General features: G+C 59.3%; 11 protein-coding genes. 6 read left to right on the plus strand and 5 right to left on the minus strand.

Going from position 1 to position 19,285, the window contains the following annotated elements:
• Positions 1 to 77: 77 nt before the first annotated feature.
• Both A15D_RS12135 and A15D_RS12140 read right to left on the minus strand, forming a co-directional pair.
• Positions 78 to 1,439 carry a TrkH family potassium uptake protein gene (locus A15D_RS12135; RefSeq protein ID WP_102792165.1) on the minus strand — a complete coding sequence of 454 codons (1,362 nt, stop codon included), beginning with the start codon at positions 1,437 to 1,439 and terminating at the stop codon, positions 78 to 80.
• Positions 1,436 to 2,086 (minus strand): TrkA family potassium uptake protein, encoded by a 651-nt coding sequence (locus A15D_RS12140; RefSeq protein WP_102792166.1) that lies wholly within the window; start codon positions 2,084 to 2,086, stop codon positions 1,436 to 1,438. The genes A15D_RS12135 and A15D_RS12140 overlap by 4 nt, the downstream gene beginning before the upstream one ends.
• A gap of 326 nt (positions 2,087 to 2,412) precedes the next feature.
• On the opposite strand from A15D_RS12140, the gene A15D_RS12145 reads away from it, so the two are divergent.
• The gene (locus A15D_RS12145; RefSeq protein WP_102792167.1) at positions 2,413 to 3,633 is read left to right on the plus strand and encodes a lytic murein transglycosylase; all 1,221 of its coding nucleotides are present in this window, start codon (positions 2,413 to 2,415) and stop codon (positions 3,631 to 3,633) included.
• A 157-nt stretch (positions 3,634 to 3,790) separates the two neighbouring features.
• Positions 3,791 to 4,924 carry a PQQ-dependent sugar dehydrogenase gene (locus A15D_RS12150; protein ID WP_102792168.1) on the plus strand — a complete coding sequence of 378 codons (1,134 nt, stop codon included), beginning with the start codon at positions 3,791 to 3,793 and terminating at the stop codon, positions 4,922 to 4,924.
• 183 nt (positions 4,925 to 5,107) lie between these two features.
• Here A15D_RS12150 and A15D_RS12155 read toward each other — a convergent pair whose 3' ends face one another.
• Positions 5,108 to 7,855: a hypothetical protein gene (locus A15D_RS12155; protein WP_102792169.1), complete on the minus strand. Its 2,748-nt coding sequence runs from the start codon at positions 7,853 to 7,855 to the stop codon at positions 5,108 to 5,110.
• Between the two features lie 162 nt (positions 7,856 to 8,017).
• Here A15D_RS12155 and A15D_RS12160 point away from each other — a divergent pair, with 162 nt between their 5' ends.
• Together A15D_RS12160 and A15D_RS12165 are read left to right on the plus strand one after the other, a co-directional pair.
• Positions 8,018 to 9,970 carry a CocE/NonD family hydrolase gene (locus A15D_RS12160; RefSeq protein ID WP_102792170.1) on the plus strand — a complete coding sequence of 651 codons (1,953 nt, stop codon included), beginning with the start codon at positions 8,018 to 8,020 and terminating at the stop codon, positions 9,968 to 9,970.
• A 201-nt stretch (positions 9,971 to 10,171) separates the two neighbouring features.
• Positions 10,172 to 11,380, plus strand: coding sequence for an MFS transporter (locus A15D_RS12165; RefSeq protein WP_102792171.1), 1,209 nt, complete (start codon positions 10,172 to 10,174; stop codon positions 11,378 to 11,380).
• A 430-nt stretch (positions 11,381 to 11,810) separates the two neighbouring features.
• Here the strand turns inward: A15D_RS12165 and A15D_RS12170 are convergent, their stop codons facing one another.
• Positions 11,811 to 13,127: an ATP-binding protein gene (locus A15D_RS12170; protein ID WP_102792172.1), complete on the minus strand. Its 1,317-nt coding sequence runs from the start codon at positions 13,125 to 13,127 to the stop codon at positions 11,811 to 11,813.
• 94 nt (positions 13,128 to 13,221) lie between these two features.
• Positions 13,222 to 13,932: a two-component system response regulator OmpR gene (gene ompR, locus A15D_RS12175; RefSeq protein WP_102792173.1), complete on the minus strand. Its 711-nt coding sequence runs from the start codon at positions 13,930 to 13,932 to the stop codon at positions 13,222 to 13,224.
• Between the two features lie 245 nt (positions 13,933 to 14,177).
• On the opposite strand from ompR, the gene A15D_RS12180 reads away from it, so the two are divergent.
• A complete protein-coding gene (locus tag A15D_RS12180; RefSeq protein WP_102792174.1) occupies positions 14,178 to 15,485 on the plus strand; it encodes an efflux RND transporter periplasmic adaptor subunit in 1,308 nt (435 codons plus the stop codon).
• Positions 15,482 to 19,090: an efflux RND transporter permease subunit gene (locus A15D_RS12185; protein WP_102792175.1), complete on the plus strand. Its 3,609-nt coding sequence runs from the start codon at positions 15,482 to 15,484 to the stop codon at positions 19,088 to 19,090. Before A15D_RS12180 ends, A15D_RS12185 begins: the two co-directional genes overlap by 4 nt.
• The last annotated feature ends 195 nt before the right edge of the window (positions 19,091 to 19,285 follow it).

The raw sequence follows: 19,285 nt of genomic DNA on the forward strand, positions 1-19,285 counted from the left end.
TCGCGCCCCTCTTTACCTTGGCCGAGGGGACGAACCAGCCTGAAAGACTGGCACGCAAGGAGTTATTCAGAGGTTCCCTAGCCAATATGCACTTCCCCCTCGGGGTAGCGCACCACCGGCTGGTGAGGACGGGTAAGCAGAAACGCCAGGGTCAGCGGCCCCACCCTGCCGAGAAACATGGTGAGCATGATAATGAGCTGCCCCGGCGTCGACAGCTCTGTAGTGATACCGCGAGACAACCCCACTGTGCCAAACGCCGACACCACCTCGAAAAGCAGGTTTTCCAGTCCAAGACGGCCGTCCGTGAAGGTTAACGCCATGAGCGCGACAAACACCAGCACACTGGCAATCAGTGCCACGGCTAACGCCTTGTAGACCAACTGGGCAGAAATCTGGCGCCCGAACAGACTAGGCAAAGGACGCCCACGCAGGAAAGCCCGGGTCGCCAGCACCAACACCATAAAGGTGGTCACCTTGATACCGCTGCCAGTGGAATTGGTTCCTGCACCGATAAACATCAACAACAGATACAACACCGTCACCGGCAAGGTCAGGCTTGCCACATCCACCACATTGAAGCCCGCGGTACGCGGTGTCACTGCCTGAAACCAGGCCACCGGCAAGCGTTCATACCAGGGCAGCCCGGCCAATGTCGCCGGGTTATTCCATTCCGCCAGCAGAAAAAACACCAGACTGAACAACAACAGCCCGCCAGTACCGACAAGCATCATCTTGCTGTGCAGGGTAAGCTGAGACCAGCGACGCTGCTTGCCGAGATCGGCCAGCACCGTAAAACCCAGCCCTCCCACGATGACCAACAGGGTAATGATCGCCACCACCCCCCAGTGGCCCCCCCACCCGGTCAAGCTGTCCGCACTCAGGGCAAAACCTGCGTTGTTGAATGACGACACTGCATAGAACAGGCTGTGAAACGCTCCTTGCCCCCACCCCAGTGCGGGCACCCAGATCAGCATCAACAACCCGGCCCCCAGCGCCTGGACAACCACCACCATGACCACAATACGGCGGATCAACCATCCCAGATCACTGAATCGGGTGTAATTCATGCTGTCTCGGATCAGCTGCTGTTCGCCCAGCCCGAGCCGGTGACCAATAGCCAGCAAGGTTGCTGCTGCAAACGTCATGATGCCAATCCCCCCAGCCTCAATCAGCAGCAACAGAATCCACTGGCCAGTCAAAGTGAAGTGACTGCCGGTGTCCACGACCGACAGGCCGGTAACCGTTACCGCAGAAGTGGCCGTAAACAACGCCTGTAACCAGTCAATGGGGACATGGGTAGAGACCGGCATCTTGAGCAACAAGGTACCGATAACAATCAGCCCCAGGAAACTGCCCAGCAAGGCAAGAGGGGGCGAGAGGCGAGCCTTGATCACCGACGGCGGACGTACCGGAAAACGGCGGCGCAGCCAGGTTCTCATTTTTCGCGGGCAAACCGCAGCAGGTCTTGCAACGTGCCGAGCAACACCATCTGGTCCCGGGCCTGCAGGGTGACCTCGTCAAAAGGAGGCTGCCAGACGTCGACACCACGCTTGACCAGCACCAGCCGCAAATTAAAAGAGGCCAACGGCAACGCGCTCACCGGCTGATCCGCAAAGCGCTCATCCACTTTGACTTCCACTACCAGCCAGTCATTACCCAGTGGTATGTAGTCGAGCATTTCCGGATGCACAATGGACTGCGCCACCCGCACCCCCATCTCATGCTCAGGATGAATAATCCGGTCAGCACCCAACCGGGACAAGATGCGATGGTGCGGCTCACTGATGGCCTTCACCCAGACCTGTTTTGCCTCGGCACTCTTCAGGGCCAGCGTGGAAAGAATGCTGCATTCCAGATTTTCACCAATGGCAACCACCACCGCGTCGTAATGGACCAGATCCAGATCCTTGACGACCTTGTCACTGGTGCCATCAGCAATCAGCGTCTGGGCAAGCTGGTCGGCATAATAGTCCACGCGTTCAGGATCGATATCCAAGCCAAGTACATCATGGCCAAGGCGTGTGAGTTCCAGCGCGATAGTAGACCCAAAGCTGCCCAGACCAATCACGGCATATTGACGTTTCACCTGCACTCCTTGTCAGCATTTGCAGTGTATTTCTCCGATACTGCCATGCAACCCTGCCTCGTGCTAACGGTTCGTCTTGCAGAAAAACCGGGGCAGCCCTCAGGACACTGAGCCTACCAGGAAAACCGGTTTTCACCGTGCTCTCTGAGTCCTATCTGATGAAACAGGAGCTTACCGCTCGCTGCCGTGGAGCAAACTGCGCCGGGCTGCCAGCAGCGAAAGCGATAAATTTTACTTCCAGGCTGCTGATGGCGGGGCCAGGTAGCGGTATGCTTGGCAACGGCATTTTCCTGTTGACGCCACGTCATGGAGCGACCTTAACTGTCATGAATAACCTGCTGAAATCTTTTACTGCAGTCTCCTTTCTGCTGCTTTCCCCTCTCGTCTTTGCCAACACCCAAAGCACCGAGATTGAGCTCAGCGAAGAAGACTTCCAACTCTGCCTTGGCGAACTGCGTGCCGAGGCCAACCAGCAGGACATTCCCGCCCAGACCATCAGCCAGTATCTCAAGGACATCCAGCTCAACCCCAAAGTCATTGAGCTTGATCGCAGCCAACCGGAATTCACCAGCAGCTTTGCCGATTACTACACCCGGCGAGTCAGTGACACACGCATTGAAACCGGGCGCAAGAAGTACCAGGCACTGCAGCCGCTGCTGCAACGGCTGACACGCGAGTACGGTATCCCCGGCCACTATCTGGTGGCGTTCTGGGGGCTGGAAACCAACTACGGCGGCTATCTGGGTTACATTCCCACTCTGGATGCCCTCGCCACCCTCGCCTGCGAAGGACGGCGGGGAGAGTACTTCAAGGGAGAGCTGTTCAATGCACTGCGTATCCTGCAAGCCGGCGATGTGGAACGGGACATCATGAAGGGGTCCTGGGCCGGCGCCATGGGACAGACCCAGTTCATGCCCGCGATCTTTCTCCAGTACGCCCTTGATGACGACGGCGATGGCCGCCGCAATCTGTGGGAAAGTGAGCGCGATGCGCTAGCCTCCGCCGCCAACTTCCTGCGCGGGCTCGGCTGGCAGCGCGAAGAGCGCTGGGGGCGCGAGGTCTCCCTGCCTGAGGAGTTCGACTTCCAGCTCACCGGCTTTGCCAACCAGCGGCCGCTGAGCGAATGGGCGCGTCTGGGTATCACCTTGCCGGGCGGCGCCGCCTTGCCAGTAGCCGACCTTGAGGCTGCGGTCATCGTGCCCTCGGGGCACAACGGCCCTGCCTTTCTCGCCTACGGAAACTTTCGCGTGATCATGGGCTGGAATCGTTCCGAATCCTACGCGATTGCGGTGGGCCGACTGGCCGACCGTATCGCCGGTGGCGGCGCCCTGCACCAGGCACCCGTGCCAGCACCACGCCTGAACCGTGAGCAGGTCAGCAAGCTACAGGAAACCCTCAATCAATTGGGACATGACGCGGGCGACGTGGACGGTCTGCTTGGTCCAGGGACACGCAAGGCGCTGGCCCGCTACCAGCAGGCCAACGGCATGGTTGCCGACGGCTTTCCGGATCAGGATGTGCTCACTCACCTTGGCATCCTGCCCTGAGAGGCCACGAAAACACACAAGGCAACCCCAGCGGACAAGGTCTCTCCTGCCCGGCATGATGATCGCGGGCCAAGGCGTGCTGAGGGCTGCCTTTCCGAGGTTTCATCTGTCACAGACGCATGGCATCCTTTGAATCACATTCGATCCGGAGTCTGCCATGCGCCTCACCCCCGCCCCGCTTCTCACCACCCTGCTGGCCAGTCTGGCCGTGACAGCCTGCGCCGACACGGCCGCCACTCTGGAAGCACAACGCGACGACAGCGTCACCGCCACCGAAATCAGCAATGGCCTCCATCATCCGTGGTCGCTTGGCTTTGTCTCCGATAGCGAGTGGCTCATTACCGAGCGGCGCGGCACATTACGTCGGGTGCTGTCCGGCACCTTGCAGGACGCCCACGTAGAAGGCGTGCCTGAGGTGGTCGCCGTGGGCCAGGGCGGACTGTTCGATGTGCTCCCGCACCCGGACTTTTCCGATAACCAGCGCCTGTACCTGAGCTATGCCAAACCCTGCGGCGATGGCGGTGGCACCACCGCCGTGGGTTACGGCATCTATGAAGCGGGCACCCTGAAAGAGTTTCAGGATATCTATGTGGCAGAAAAGTCCTGCACCAATACGGCCAAGCATTTTGGCGGCCGCATCCTGTTTGATAACGATGGCTACCTGTTTTTAACCATCGGTGATCGTGGTGAGCGCGAGCGTGCACAAGATACCCATGACCCCGCCGGCAGTCTTCTGCGCCTGCACGACGACGGCCGGATTCCTGCCGACAACCCGCTGGCAGGCCAAGACGGCAAGGCCACGGAAATCTGGAGTTGGGGGCACCGCAATCCACAAGGGCTAGCGCTCCACCCCTCCAGCGGCCAACCCTGGCTAAACGAGCACGGTCCCCGTGGCGGTGATGAGATCAACGCACCGGAACCCGGCGTCAATTACGGCTGGCCCGTGATCACCTACGGACGCGAATATTACGGCCCCGGCATCGGCGACACCGAAAAGAAAGGCATGGCCCAGCCACTATTGCACTGGACCCCATCCATTGCGCCGGCAGGGATGGCCTTTATCACCAGTGACCGCTACCCGGACTGGAAAGGCCACACCGCCAGCGGCGCACTCAAACTCACCCACCTGAACAAGGTCGCTTTCGACGGCAAAAAACCGCTCAACGAAATCCGCCTGCTGCAAGAACGTAACGAGCGGATCCGCGATGTGAGACAAGGACCTGACGGTTACCTTTACCTGCTCACCGACAGCAACAACGGCAAGCTGTTACGGCTGGAGCCGGCGGAATAGAAAATCAGAAGCGAGTTTCAATCTTGTAGCTTGTAGCTTGTAGCTTGTAGCTTGTAGCTTGTAGCTTGTAGCTTGTAGCTTGTAGCTTGTAGCTTGTAAGAGCGAACCCCACTCAAGCCAAAAGCCCAAGCCTTTACTTTTCCGCTTTGGATCTACGTAACCCGAAGCTTGTTACTCGCCCATTCAAAAGCCAACCGACGTCACCAGCTGGAAACTGTTCTCGCTGGTGATGGTATCGTCATCGGTGTAGGCGTATTCAACGGCAAAACGCAGCGGCGAGCGGTGGAACAGCAAGAGCTCGAAGTCCAGCCCCACAATGGCCTGATTCAACTCAATGTCAGCGAAACCAAAATCCAGATCGTAATGACGATAGCGCAGATGCAATGCCTCACGCCGCAATGACAACGGCACCTTGAACGAATACCAGGGCAGATTGATCACCTTGGACACACCCGCCTCAGCCGCCGTCACCTGCTCTGCGTAGTAGGTATCATCCAGGGCCGGAATCACGATACGAGAAGGATCATTGGCGATATAGTCCTGGGTCTCCGCCAACTCCACCCCCCGGCGGTCCACAAAGCTCAGAGAGGCATCACTGCGGGAAAACTGCCCACGGGCGCCAAGATAAAACTCGGCAGGCAGATCTGTCATCACACTCAGGGTACCGCCATAGCTGGTGTCATCCCGATCATCAACCTGGTAGGCCGTCAGCCCGACATGCTTGTTAGGCAGGTAGCTGTTACCAAACCGGGTGGTTCGACTCAGGCTCCATTGCGCCGCCAGCGGCTCTCGCTCACTGAGGTGATAATCCTGATACCAGGTGCCCGCCAGCTCACTGTACCAGTAGCCGGACTGCAAGAACGGCAGCCGCAGCTCTGCACTCAGCCCGTGATCTCGGGCTTCATCCGGAGGCGTTTCGCGATCCAGCTGATCATCCAGCACCCAGTATTGCTTGACGCCGCCGATCAGGAAAAACTGATTGTTGCTATACCCTGCCCCCGCCAGGGTTGTCAGATCACTATCTCGGTAACTGAACAGGCTCAACTCATTCTGCTCCAGTGGATCGGCAAAGCGGATCCGCACGTTATAGAGCGTATGCAAATCTTCTTCGTTCTGTGGCGTCGCCTCATCGTCCTCTTCCGCATACAGCGCCAGTGACAAGTCTGTGCCGCTGTATCGCATGGCGGTGAGAGAATGATAACGATGATCCAGCGCCACCGGGTGCGACTCACTGTCCACCGTCAGATTCTCTGTTTCACCTTCCGGCGTATCCCAGCGCAACGCCCGGACAAAAGGGGAGCCGGCCTGAGGATTCAGGGTTTTCAGATAATAGCCATACTGTTCCGCTTCAATCGCCACCGCCAGCACCCGGTCATCATCCAGCAAGCGAGCGGCAACGATATCGTCTTCGGGCAGAACCCGACTGACATCTCCTTCTCCTTCCACCCGATATAACGCAGAGCCGTACTCACTGTTGGCGACAAAAAGAACACGCCCCTGACTGTCCACATCGGCCACAACACCGTAATAACCCTGATAGCGATATAACGGCGTGCGGTTTCGATACAGGGTCCGCTCTGCCCCATCCTGTACAAAGTAATAAAGATCATCACCCTGTACGTCGACGCTGGAATTCACCTGACCATAGAAATCCTCACCCACATACAACTGTGGCTGATCATAGGAACTGGCCACATCGAAATACACCGGCACTTCAGCAGAGGTATAGCCCTGAATCACCCGCCCCCGACTATCGTCTTTCAGGAATACGCCCTCACTGTACAACCCCTGAGTGATACGCCAGGGCGAACTATAAGCACTGGCCATAGACCAGGTTTCACCCTCGTGTCGAAACAGCTCCCCCGCCCGATAGGTGGAACGGTTTTTTTCCAGCGTGCCGGTGTTGCGGTTCAGCACCACATGAAATGGCGCTCTCACATCCTGTGGGCTGGCCAGGAAAAAAATGTCATCGGCATCGCTGTTTAGCGCAGTGAAATGTTTTGAGGTAATCAGGGGCTCGCCCTCTGACATTACCGCCATACTGGCTTGCCGGGTCTCATGCTCTACCCAGTCTGAAAAGGTATTGTCAAAGTTGTTACCAATGGCGGCCCGCAAGGGGGCATTCGTCACAAACGGCAGATACCAGTAGCGCGAACGCATCTTGAAGTAACGGTTGGTAGCATCCATCCCGTAATGATCGGCAAGAAAATACTGATAGTGACTTCCCAGCGCATAGCTGTTTTCACCGTAGGGGAAATACAGGGTCTGGTTATAGGCTCGCTCCGGCGTCAACAACCCGGCCTTTGCCTTGGCATGTACCAGCGCATCAAAACGGCCGCTATAAAGCCGCCCACCGTTGCCATGACGGGACTCATTCAGCACCGCATTACCCTCCAGCATGAAGGACGACTCGAATGCGTTGGGCACAATGGCAGGAATAAACGGCATCATGAAAGTGCCGTTACCCAATACCGTATGCAAGGTGCTGGAAACCCGGTTGTCCTTGGCATTGATCTGGTAGTTGTGCGCCGTCTCGTGAAACAGCAGGGTGTCGAGCCAGGAGGTTGAGGCGAAATAGTCGATAGCCTCCGCCCCACCCACATAGTTTATCTGCCGGTTATGGGGAAACTGGGTAGAGAAGCCGTTGGCAATCTGGTTGTTGTCAGAGATCAGTCCGACATATAACGGCGAGTCCATCTGGTAACCGAAGGTGGCCTCGTAGTCCGGTTGCAAATCCTGCTCTACCCCGGCGGCATGCTCGGCGAAGGATTGGTTCTTTTCGGTGAAGATCAGCTCGGTGTTACGCACCGTCGTCTTGTAATAACTCTCATCATGAGGGACCACCGTCGGGTTACGCTGTACCAATGTCTCCCCGTGAACGATCATGGCAGAAAAGAGCAGAACGCCGCCCAAATACATTCTTTTTGTCATTTTCTCTCCCCGCCCAAACGGCTCTTACAGTCGCTCACATAACCTGCGGTTTTCTTAACCAATCCCCGGCCACCTACCAACAGAGTTGCATTATCCGGATGGTTACCCTGAAACCGGTTCACTCTTTATGCCTGTTCATTCCATAACAAGACGAGGCAACTTATGAACGCCCTTCACCCGCCCCGCCGGTTTCTCGCGACTGGAACCCTGGCCCTGGCCTTAATGCTCACTGCCTGCGGTGGCAGCGGCAGCAGCAATAATACCCCGACGGACACAACAACGGGGACCGCACCCGCGCCATCGCCAGCGGCAAATAACAGCGATGCAAACAGCCCTGATCCACAGGATATCAACCTTCAGTGGCCGCAGCCCTATGAACGCGAGGCAGAGTATCCGGCGACAGTTAATCTCCCCCAGCAACTGATTACCCTGCGCGATGGCATCCGCCTGTCGGCCACGGTCACGTTGCCGGCCGATGCCAGCGGCAACGCTATCGACGGCAGCTTCCCGGTCATCGCCACCTTTACCGGTTACAACCAGTTTTTGACTGCCGGGGTTTTCGCTGACAACGATCTGGTACGCAGGGGCTATGCCTATATCACCGTAGATCTACGTGGCACCGGCGCCTCTGAGGGCAGCTGGCAGGCGTTTGGCCAGACCGACCATGACGACATCGCTGAGCTGATCCAGTACATCAAGCAACAGCCCTGGAGTAACGGCAAAATCGGCATGAACGGTGCGTCCTACATGGGCATCACCGGGTTGCTGGCCGGGGCCCAGGAAGACCCCGCCGTGCAAGCTATCTTTGCCATCGTCCCCATGGGGGATGCCTACCGGGATATCGTGTTCAGTGGCGGCCAGGTCAACGCGGGGTTCATCCCCCTGTGGGTCACACTGGTGACCGGTCTCGGCATCATTCCCACCCCCGCTGGGCTGGACAACGACGAACCCGGCTACTTCCTCTCTACCCTGCTGCAACACCTGCAAGGCGCCCTGACCGAGTTTCAGGTGCCCGTTGTGGCCGGTGCACTGATCGGCGACGAAAACAAATACGACACCGAATTCTGGCGCATCCGTTCACCTCTGGAGAAACTCGACCGGATTACCGCCCCCACCTTTGTGGTCGGAGGCCTCAACGATATTTTCCAGCGTGGCGAGCCGCTGATTTATGAAGGTCTTAAAGATCACACCGATGCCAAACTGCTGATCGGCCCCTGGGAGCACCTGCAGGGTTCCTCCGCGGAGGGCCTGCCTGCCGATGGCGTGCCCGGCATTGGCAGTATCCGGCTTGCCTGGTTCGACCATTACCTGAAAGGCATCGACACCGGCGCCAACCAGTTTCCGCCGGTCACCCAGTATTACACCGGGGCCGAACGCTATGTTACCGCGGAAGACTGGCCACACCCGCAGGCACGCGCCGAAACCTTCTACCTGCATGGTCAGTTTGCGGCTCCTCTCATTGGCCACCTTGACCAGCAAGCCCCCACCGGCGACAACCGCACCAGCCTGCTGCAGACCCCGCTCAATGGCCTTTGCTCCGCCAGTGCCAGCCAATGGACCGCAGGCGTACTCGGCATGATTCTTCCGCCCTGTGCCAGTCAGGATAACGTCGTCAATCTGCTCGAAGCGGTCTACACCAGTGAGCCGCTGGAAGAAGACATGGCCATCAACGGTCCGATTACCGGTCAGATCTGGGCTTCCACAACCGCCCTGGATAGCAATGTCACGGTACGCGTCAGTGTCGTAGGCGAGAACGGCATTGCCCGCCCGCTGACCCACGGTATCCAGATGGCCTCCATGAGTGCCTTCGAGGCCAGCCGCTCTCGCTTCATGAATGGAAAATTGATTCAGCCCTGGCACCCATTCAGCGCAGAATCCCGCAAAACCCTGACGCCGCTGACACCGTTCCGGGCCGATGTTGAAGTATTCCCCACCAGTGCGGTAATCCAGGCCGGGGAAAAGCTGCGCATCAGCGTCGGCAGCAGTGACCTTCCCCATGGCCTGAGCCCGCTACCAGATCTTCTCGCCAGCGTGCTCGGCGCCATGACGATTTACAGCACTCCGGCCATGCCATCGCGGGTGAATATCCCGCTGGTACCGATCAGCGCCCTGTAACCCTCCTTCCTGGCCGGATACCCCGGCCGCCTCCTCCTGCGTGCCGGTGCGGCCTTCGAAACGGCCAGCACCGGCACCGGACGGACTGTTTGCCGTCCATCACGGCCTTTATTTTGCCTTATCCAGTGATAAAGCCTTCTCCCGTCGCCCAGCATCGCTACAATGAACCCCGTTCAAAATGCTGCCCCATTTGGAGATCTCATGACCCTTGGTAAAGGCCAGATGCTTCGCCTTTCTCTTGCTCTCGCTCTGGGCGGGTTTGGCATTGGCAGCGGCGAGTTTGTGATCATGGGGCTGATGAACCGCGTGGCCACCGACCTGCAGGTGGCCGTGCCCGATGTGGGCTATGCCATCAGCAGTTATGCGCTGGGCGTAGTCGTGGGCGCTCCGCTGATTTCCGCTTTTGCCGCGCGCGTTCCCCGTCGCGCCCTGCTTATCTCGCTGATGCTGGTATTTGCGGCAGGCAACATGGCCAGCGCGCTGGCCTCGGATTTCTGGACGTTTGTCTTTTTGCGATTTCTTGCCGGCCTGCCCCACGGCGCCTACTTCGGCGTAGCCGCCCTCGTCGCGGCGGCGGCCGTCCCTTATCACATGCGAGCCCGGGCGGTCGCCCGCGTCATGAGCGGATTGACGATCGCGATTGTGGTTGGGGCTCCCCTGGCCACCTGGGCCGGCAACCTTTTCGGATGGGAAGTGGCCTTCCTGGGCGTGGGAATCATTGCGCTGCTGACCGCCCTGCTGGTGTGGCTGTGGGTGCCCTGGCAGGCCCCGGACCCCAACGCCAGCCCGGCCAGAGAACTCTCCGCCCTGGTCAAGCAACGGGTGCTCTTCACACTGGGGGTAGCCAGTATCGGCTTCGGCGGCATGTTTGCCGTGTTCAGCTATGTCATGCCCACCCTCACCGAGCAGGCAGGCATGGCAGAACGCTGGGGGCCGCTGGTTCTGATGATCTTCGGCATTGGTACCATCGTGGGTAACTTTGCCGGCGCGCGCGCCGCCGACGGCAACCTGTTGCGCGCCATTGTGCTGATCCTGATCTGGTGTGCGCTGGTACAAGCGGGCTTCTTCATGGCGGCCGACTATGTGGTGGCCGGGGTCGTCTTTGTCGGTCTGGTCGGCACCAGCATGGCGCTTGGGCCGGCCCTGCAAACCCGATTGATGGATGTGGCCGAAGACGCACAGACCATGGCGGCGTCCATGAATCATGCTGCCTTTAACATGGCCAACGCACTGGGGGCTTGGCTGGCTGGCATCACGATCAAGAGTGGCGCCGAATGGTCCACCACCGGCCTGGTAGGAGCAGCGCTGGCCATTGGCGGGTTACTGATTTTCCTTGCGGGCCGGGCGCTGGAACAGCATGAAACAGCAGGCAGCCCAATACCCACTGGAGAAAACCGGTTTGTGGAGTAACAGCCCACCAGCAGGCAGACCAAAAAAAGGGCCGCACGAGGAGTGCGGCCCAACGACCTGTCGCCAAGTCCATTGGCAACAGGTTATCGGCATCTCAACACAGTGGTGCCATTGACACACACTCTTGAGAAGTCAGCGATGGGTCGTTAATGAAAATGCCGCACAGGCAACAGACAGGTCTTCATGATGGCGCTCTCCCAATTCCTTTTGTTGTTTGGCCTGCCGGTGTGTCCCGGCTAGGCCTGATCACTTTTATTGTCAGCGATTACCCGGTGTAGCATGCCGCCAGACAGCCTGCACACCCAGGAGGCGGCGTCCCTGCCTCCTCGTAAAATTTGTAAAACAGCATGCTCCTCGCAGCGCCCTGAAACTGTGCACCAGTCCACACTGGCACGCACAAAATGCAGTTTTTTGTAACCGCCTGCCGCAGCTAACGCACACCAGCCGACAGCGGCACCGGTTGCACAAATTTGCCGGTGACAGGAAAACGAATTTCCACCAACAAACCTCCATGCTCATGGTTCGCCAGACGAATCTCGCCGTGATGCATATCCACGATCCGTTTCACGATCGCCAGGCCCAGACCGCTGCCACTCAAGGTCCGGGCTTTTTCACCACGAGAGAAAGGCTGCAGCAGCAGGGGAATATCTTCCTCCCGGACCCCTTTGCCGTGATCCCGCACTGACAACACCACCACGTTATCATTGACTACCGTGCGAATATCCACCGGCGAGGCGCCGTACTTGAGCGCATTGCCGATCAGGTTGGCCAACATCCGTTTTACCGTCAGACGTTTCAGCATCAGCCTCGGCAGGTCGGCCAGTGCAAAACGGATTTGCTCGGCAGGGTATTTCCCCGCCACCTCGTGGATCAATGCATTGAGATTTTCAAAATCCGGCTGCTCGTCTGCACCATCACGAATGAAGGAAATAAACTGATCGAGGATGGCATCCATGTCTTCGATGTCTTCGATGATGCCTTTGGCCAGCTCTTCGTCCTGCATGAATTCCGCCGACAGGCGAAGACGGGTCAGCGGGGTGCGCAGATCATGTGACACCCCGGCGAGCAACAGGGCACGATCACGCTGGGCCTGTTGCAGATCGCTGGTCATCCGGTTGAACGCCGTATTCACCGTCTGGATTTCTTCCGGACCGATGCTGGTGTCCAGCACCGGCACCGCTTCTCCCCGACCTACTTTCAGCGCAACCCGGGCAAGACGCCGTAGCGGCAGGTTGAGCCCCCGCGCAATCAGCAAACCACCAATGATCGCCAGCAGCGGGACGGTCACCCCCCAGCCCAGTAACAGATAGCGGTCATAGTCACGGAAGAATTCCATCGGCACCCGTAGCCAGCGCCCTTCAAACGAGGGGGCACTGACCCACAATACCGGCTGGCGACTGTCTTCCAACCTGACGGTGACCGTTTCGTTGAGACGCTCTTCCAGCTCTTCGCGAAAGCGACTGACCACTGGCTGCGACAGCAGCATGGTTCCCTCATGCAGGTTCTGCGGTTGTGCCACTTCGATGCTGGTGGCATTGGCCAGGCGCCCTGCCAGACGATTGTCATCCTGCCCCTCGGCGCTGAATGCCAGCTCTGCCTGGAGCACCGTGAGCCGGGCATACTCACGGATTCCGGGCAGGTAGGCATTGCGGGCAAAGAACCACAACGTAAGCGCCTGACTGATACCGATCACCAGACCCACCACGATGGCAGAACGGACGAAGGCAGTGCGGGGGTAGAATTTCATAACGGCTCGCTGGCACGCAAAAAAGAAAAAACAGGAAAGGCCATCCTACGCTTTTCGCGTGAAAGCGTGCAGGCGTGTTGCGTGCAAGCGCCTTTTAATCCGGCACAAACACATAGCCCACACCCCACACCGTCTGGATATAACGGGGCTTGGAAGGATCGTCTTCCAACAGGCGACGCAAACGGGATACCTGGACGTCAATGGAGCGCTCCATGGCTGACCATTCGCGACCACGAGCCAGACTCATGAGCTTGTCACGGGTCAGTGGTTCGCGGGGATTTTGTACCAGCGCCTTGAGCACTGCGAATTCGCCGGTGGTCAGCCCCTGCGGATCCCCTTCCCGGGCCAGGGTACGGTTAGCCAGATCCAGCTCCCAGGGGCCGAAGGTCACTCGCCCCTCTTCCTTGCTCGGCGCCCCCGGCACTTCGCGGATATGCCGACGCAGTACCGCGCGGATACGGGCATCCAGTTCACGGGGATTGAATGGCTTGGGCAGATAATCATCCGCTCCCGCATCAAGCCCTTCGATGCGCTCGGCATCGTCACCCTTGGCGGTGAGCATGATGATCGGCATGGCGTTCTCCGCCTCCCGAAGGCGTCGACAAATCGACAGGCCGTCTTCGCCCGGCAACATCAAATCCAGTACCATCAGTGAATAGATTTCACGGGACAGGGCGCGATCCATTTGTTCGGCATCGCCCACCGCCTTGACGGCATAACCGGCTTCTTCAAGGAACCGTTGCAGCAGGCTGCGCAGGCGCGCATCGTCATCTACAACGAGGATCTTGTCTTGTTGGTCGCTCACTGGTCCTCCCGATAGCCCGTCCAACACTGGCGCAGGCAATGAAATCAGCTATTTTCAGGAAATTCAGGGTCTGATTTACGCATTATGCAGTGAACGTGCAAGAAAATGGCCTGACCAGATTGTATAAAAACATTGCCGTGGCGGGATGATGGATCATGGGCAAGCCGCGCAACACGCTCTAGGCGCCCCTTGAGAAAGTCGCTACAGTACGCCACCTGAGAATCATTATCGATAAGGGATTCACCTTGCGAGAGCGCCTCAAACAGATTCCACCGGTTGCCCGTGTCGTCCTGGGCACCGTCTTTGTCATTGTTTTGCTGTCGGTCTTCAAGCCCGCCGCAGAAACCCGCGATGTCACTGAACACCACGACCGGGTACGTTTTGTGTTGGCAGAACCTGCCTCCCGTTCACCCCAGATCCAGTTATTCGGCCGCGTCCAGTCCCCTCGCGCCGCCAGCCTGACCGCCGTGGTAACTGCCAATGTAGCCGACATCCCGGTGCGCTCGGGCAACCGGGTCAGCGAGGGCGACCTGCTGATCCAGCTGGACGACACCGAAACCGCCCTCGCCCGTGACCGTGCCAAAGCCAGCCGCGACGAGGCCAAGGCCCAATTGCAGACCACCCGATTACGCTTCGATAGCGACAAGGAAAACCTGGCGCTGGAACAAAAGCTGGCGCAACTGGCTGCCAACAATCTGGAGCGACTGGAATCGCTGCGCGGCAAGAAACTGGTCTCCCAAACCCAGCTGGACGAAGCAGAAGAAGCCAAGGCCCGCGCGGACCTGTCTCTTGCCCAGCGTCAGCTCAGCGTCAGCGATTACCGCAATGAACTGGTCCGAATGGAAGCCCGCCTTGCCAGTGCCGAGGCTCAACTCAAGCAAGCGGAAATTGATCTGGCTCGCACCCGTGTGATGGCGCCCTTTGATGGCACCATTACCAATGTGGCCGTGGCCCCCGGCGAGCGGGTGCGCCCCGGTGAACCCCTGATCAGCCTGTTTGCCGATACCGAACTGGAAGTGCGCGCGCAGATTCCCGAGCGCCACCTTCCCGCCGTTCGCGACGGGTTGCTGCAGGGCGCATTGACCGCCAGCACCACACTGGAAGGCCGCACCCTGTCACTCAACCTGAAACGCCTCGCCGGTGACGCCGCTGACGCCCGGGGCGGCATCGATGGCTTGTTTGAATTTGCCGGTGGCGTCCCGTCTGCGGCACTGGGCAGACCCATTACCATTACTCTCACCTTGCCAGCCAGAGAGAATTTGCTGGCCCTGCCCGCGACGGCGCTCTATGGGCTGAACCGGCTTTACCTCATCGACAACGACAATCGTCTACAACGCACCCCGGCCAGCATTGTCGGTGAAGCCATGGACGGTGAGACATCCTTGTTGCTACTCAAGGCGCCCGAACTCCAGGGGGGAGAGCGCGTGTTGGTGACCCAGCTTCCCCAGGCCATTGTGGGGCTGCCTGTGGACCCGCAGCCGGCTCCCGGCAGCAATGCGGACAAACCCACCCAGGCTCCTGCAGCCAGTGACGCAGCAGGAGAGGCACCGTGAGCGAATCTCGCGGTCTGATCGCCAGCTTCACCGAACACAAGGTTGCCGCCAACCTGTTAATGATCCTGATGCTGCTGCTCGGCGGGCTGGGATTGATGCGGCTGAATACCCAGCTGTTCCCGAACTTCGAATTCGATTTCATCTCGGTATCCATTCCCTGGCGAGGGGCCAGCCCGGAGGATATTCAACGCTCCATCACCATCCCGGTTGAGCAGGCCATTCGCACCCTGCCCAACACCAAGAAATTGATCGCCCGCTCCCAGCAAGGCATGTCACTGCTGTTCATCGAGCTGGAGGATGGCACCGACCTTGGACTGGCACTGGATGATGTGCGCCAGCGCATCGACTCAGTACGCAACCTGCCGCAGGATGCCGAGCGGCCGGTGATCCAGAAAATCACCAACTATTCGCTGGTCACCTCGATTCTCGTTTCCACTCAAAACGGCACTCTGGAAGAACTGCGTCCCCTGGTGCGCAAGATGGAAGACGAGCTGCTGGCGCTGGGGATCGGCAAGGTCGAATTCATTGGCCTTCCCGAAGAAGAAATGGCGATCCAGATCCCTGCCGGCACCCTCCACGATCTGCGCATGACGCTGGGCGAGATCAGCAACAAGGTTCGCAATTTCAGTCAGGATACGCCCGCTGGCACCGTTGGCCGGGACGATGCGGCCAAACAGCTACGAGCACTGGGCCAGCGGCGCGACGAAAAAACCTTTGCCGAGCTGCCCCTGCTCACCACAGCCGACGGTCAGCAGCTATCACTGGGGGACGTGGCCATTATCGAGCGCCGCCCCCGGGATGATCAGGCCACCCTGACCTATCAGGGTAGCCCGGCTATTGAACTGCAGGTCATGCGCGGCGAAGACGGCGACATGCTGGGCCTGGCAGAAAAGGTGCACGCGTGGGGCGATCAGTACCAGCACACCCTCCCGGAGGGGGTGAAAATGACGTTCTATTTCGAGGCTTGGAAGCTGGTGGAAGAACGGATTTCCACCCTTCTCTGGAACGGCATTTCGGGTCTGCTACTGGTGGTTGCGACCCTCTACTTTTTCCTTAATGCCCGGGTTGCCTGGTGGGTGATGCTGGGCATTCCCGTTTCGTTCATGGCAACACTGGGTCTGGTCTGGCTGTTTGGCGGCACCATCAACATGATCAGTCTGTTCGGTCTGATCCTGGCCCTGGGGATTATTGTCGACGATGCCATTGTGGTCGGCGAAGACACCCTCACGCACTTACAGCAAGGCGAATCCGCCACCCGTGCCGCCCTGGGCGGTGCCCGGCGCATGTTCTGGCCCGTGGTGGCCTCCAGCACCACCACCATCGCCGCCTTCCTGCCTCTGGGAATGATGAGTGGCGCCATGGGCAAGATTGCCTTTGACGTACCCTTCGTGATGATCTGCGTGATTCTGGCCTCGTTGCTGGAATGTTTTCTGGTCCTGCCCGGTCACTTGCACCACAGTTTCCGAGGCGTGCAGATCAAGGCCAGCGGCATGCGCAAGCGCATCGACGACGGCTTCGACCAGTTACGTGAGGAGCGCTTCCGCCCGCTGGTGGAATGGGCCATCCGCCACCGCCATCTGGTGACGGTGTCAGCAGTGTGTGCCTTTGTGCTTGCGCTGGCCATGGTCTCCACCGGCTGGCTCAAGTTCACCTTCTTCCCCAATGTGGACGGTGATCAACTGCGAGCCGTGGTGGAGTTCTCCTCTGGCACCGATCGCAGACAGGTAGACCAGTTTCTCAAGCAACTGGAAGACAAGCTCAACGAAGCCAACGAAGAACTGGGCGGAAACCTGGTGCAAACCGTCATCAGCCACCATGGCGCCGCCGCCGGCTTCCCCAACCCCGGTGGCAGGCAGGACAAATTCGGCGACGAATACGGCACCCTGGTCGTGGAAGTGTATGTCGGCGCCGATCGAGACATCAGCAACGAGACCCTGATCAAGACCTGGCGTGACAAGCTCACCCTGCCGCCGGGCCTGGACCAGCTCAGCATCGCCCAACCAGAAGCCGGCCCCCCGGGCAAGCCCATCGAAGTCAAACTGACCGGCTCCGATGCTCCCACACTCAAGGAAGCCTCACTGCAACTGCAGGAACGGCTTCTGCAGTTTTCCGGGGTCAGCAACGTGGACGACGACCTGCCCTACGGCAAGGAGCAGCTGACCTTCCAACTCACCCCTCAAGGGCGCGCACTGGGGCTGACACTCAATGATGTGGCCGGCCAGCTGCGGGCCGCCTTTGATGGCAGCCTGGCGCAGCTCTATAACGAAGAGGACGACGAGATCGAGGTGCGGGTCATGCTGCCCGACAGCGAACGCCGTCACTTCAGCGCCATTGAACGACTGCCCATCATCACCCCCCAGGGCGAAGCGATCCCACTTCGCGACGTGGTGCACTTCGAGGCCCGCCAGGGGGTAGACCTGTTGCGCCGGGTCAATGGCGAACTGGCGGTGACCATCTACGCCGACCTGGACCCGGAACAGGGCAACGCCAACGAAATCATTGCCACCCTGAACAACGGCATCCTGCCTGAGCTGCAGGCAAAATACGGTATTGGCATCGGCTACGAAGGCAAGCTGCAGGAACAGGCCGACAACCTGCGGGATCTGGCTACCGGCGCCCTGCTTGGCCTGGCCATTATCTACATCGTGCTGGCTTGGGTATTCAGCTCCTATTCCTGGCCGCTGGCAATCATGACCGCCATTTTCTTCGGGCTCACCGGAGCCGTGATTGGCCACCTGTTCGCTGCCCCCTTTGGTATCCATTTCTCCATGTTCTCGGCCATGGGTCTGTTCGGGCTATCGGGCATTATCGTCAACGACTCCATCGTACTGGTGAGTTTTTACCAGCAACTGGTGGCCGAAGGCATGGAGCGTTTTCAGGCTATTGTGGAGGCCTGCGTGCGGCGTCTTCGGGCGGTGCTGCTGACCTCCATCACTACCGTAGCCGGTCTGACCCCGATGCTGTTCGAGACCTCCCTGCAGGCCCAGTTCCTCAAACCCATGGCCATCAGCATCGTGTTCGGGCTGTTTTTCGGCACCGCCCTGATCTTGCTGGTGGTTCCGGCCATGCTGATGATCATCGAAGAACAGCGAGACCACTTCCGCGGCATGGGCCAGCGACTGGCTCCGGCTAACTGGGGGCAACTGGCCCGGCAGGTGTGGCGTTTCGACCCTGTCCACTACCGCCAGCAACCCGGTCCGGAAGGTCTGGGCGGGCACCTGTGGTGGGTCATGATCCTCGGCCCGTGGCTGCTGTTGATGGTACTGGGCAAGTTGCCCCTGATCCTGGCGGCGGGCCAGGCCGGGCATCTGGCGCTGGCCATTCCCGGCGGCATACTGTGGGGGCTGATGGCCGGGCTGGGTGCGTTTTTCCTGTGGCAGTTGTTCCGCCGCCGCCGCCAGGCCCCCCATAGCGCTGCCCGCTGGCTACTTGCGGTAGTGATGGGCGGCCTGCTGATGGCCATCTTTGCCCCGCTGGCCGGGCCTGAAGGGAACCCTCTGGCTCTGGCTTTCTGGGAGCAGGCCAAAACCACGGTGTGGATTGCCCTGGTGTTGCTGCCACTGCTGTTCTGGACCCGGCGCAGTGCTCATACCCTGACAAGATAGGGGCAAGCTACAAGCTGCAACGCAGGCCGGGCTGGCGCGGAATTATCTGCCCTGCCCGCGTTCAGGGCCTGGCGGCCCTGCCCCCGTAAAAGAAGGGGGTTACCACAACGGGCACGGAGACAATCCCGCCTGCGCTGCACTCTCTGTGGTAAAAAATGCCTTTAGTCCAGACTTGGTACGCGGGTATGGAGCCAA

The organism is Alcanivorax sp. MD8A, from assembly GCF_002888555.1.
Taxonomy (GTDB): Bacteria; Pseudomonadota; Gammaproteobacteria; order Pseudomonadales; family Alcanivoracaceae; genus Alcanivorax.

Bases quoted from the DNA above. Each gene is read 5' to 3' on its own strand.
- A15D_RS12150 (WP_102792168.1), top strand. From the start codon at position 3,791: ATGCGCCTCACCCCCGCCCCGCTTCTCACCACCCTGCTGGCCAGTCTG.
- A15D_RS12170 (WP_102792172.1), bottom strand. From the start codon at position 13,127: ATGAAATTCTACCCCCGCACTGCCTTCGTCCGTTCTGCCATCGTGGTG.
- A15D_RS12145 (WP_102792167.1), top strand. From the start codon at position 2,413: ATGAATAACCTGCTGAAATCTTTTACTGCAGTCTCCTTTCTGCTGCTT.
- A15D_RS12155 (WP_102792169.1), bottom strand. From the start codon at position 7,855: ATGACAAAAAGAATGTATTTGGGCGGCGTTCTGCTCTTTTCTGCCATG.
- A15D_RS12165 (WP_102792171.1), top strand. From the start codon at position 10,172: ATGACCCTTGGTAAAGGCCAGATGCTTCGCCTTTCTCTTGCTCTCGCT.
- A15D_RS12135 (WP_102792165.1), bottom strand. From the start codon at position 1,439: ATGAGAACCTGGCTGCGCCGCCGTTTTCCGGTACGTCCGCCGTCGGTG.
- A15D_RS12160 (WP_102792170.1), top strand. From the start codon at position 8,018: ATGAACGCCCTTCACCCGCCCCGCCGGTTTCTCGCGACTGGAACCCTG.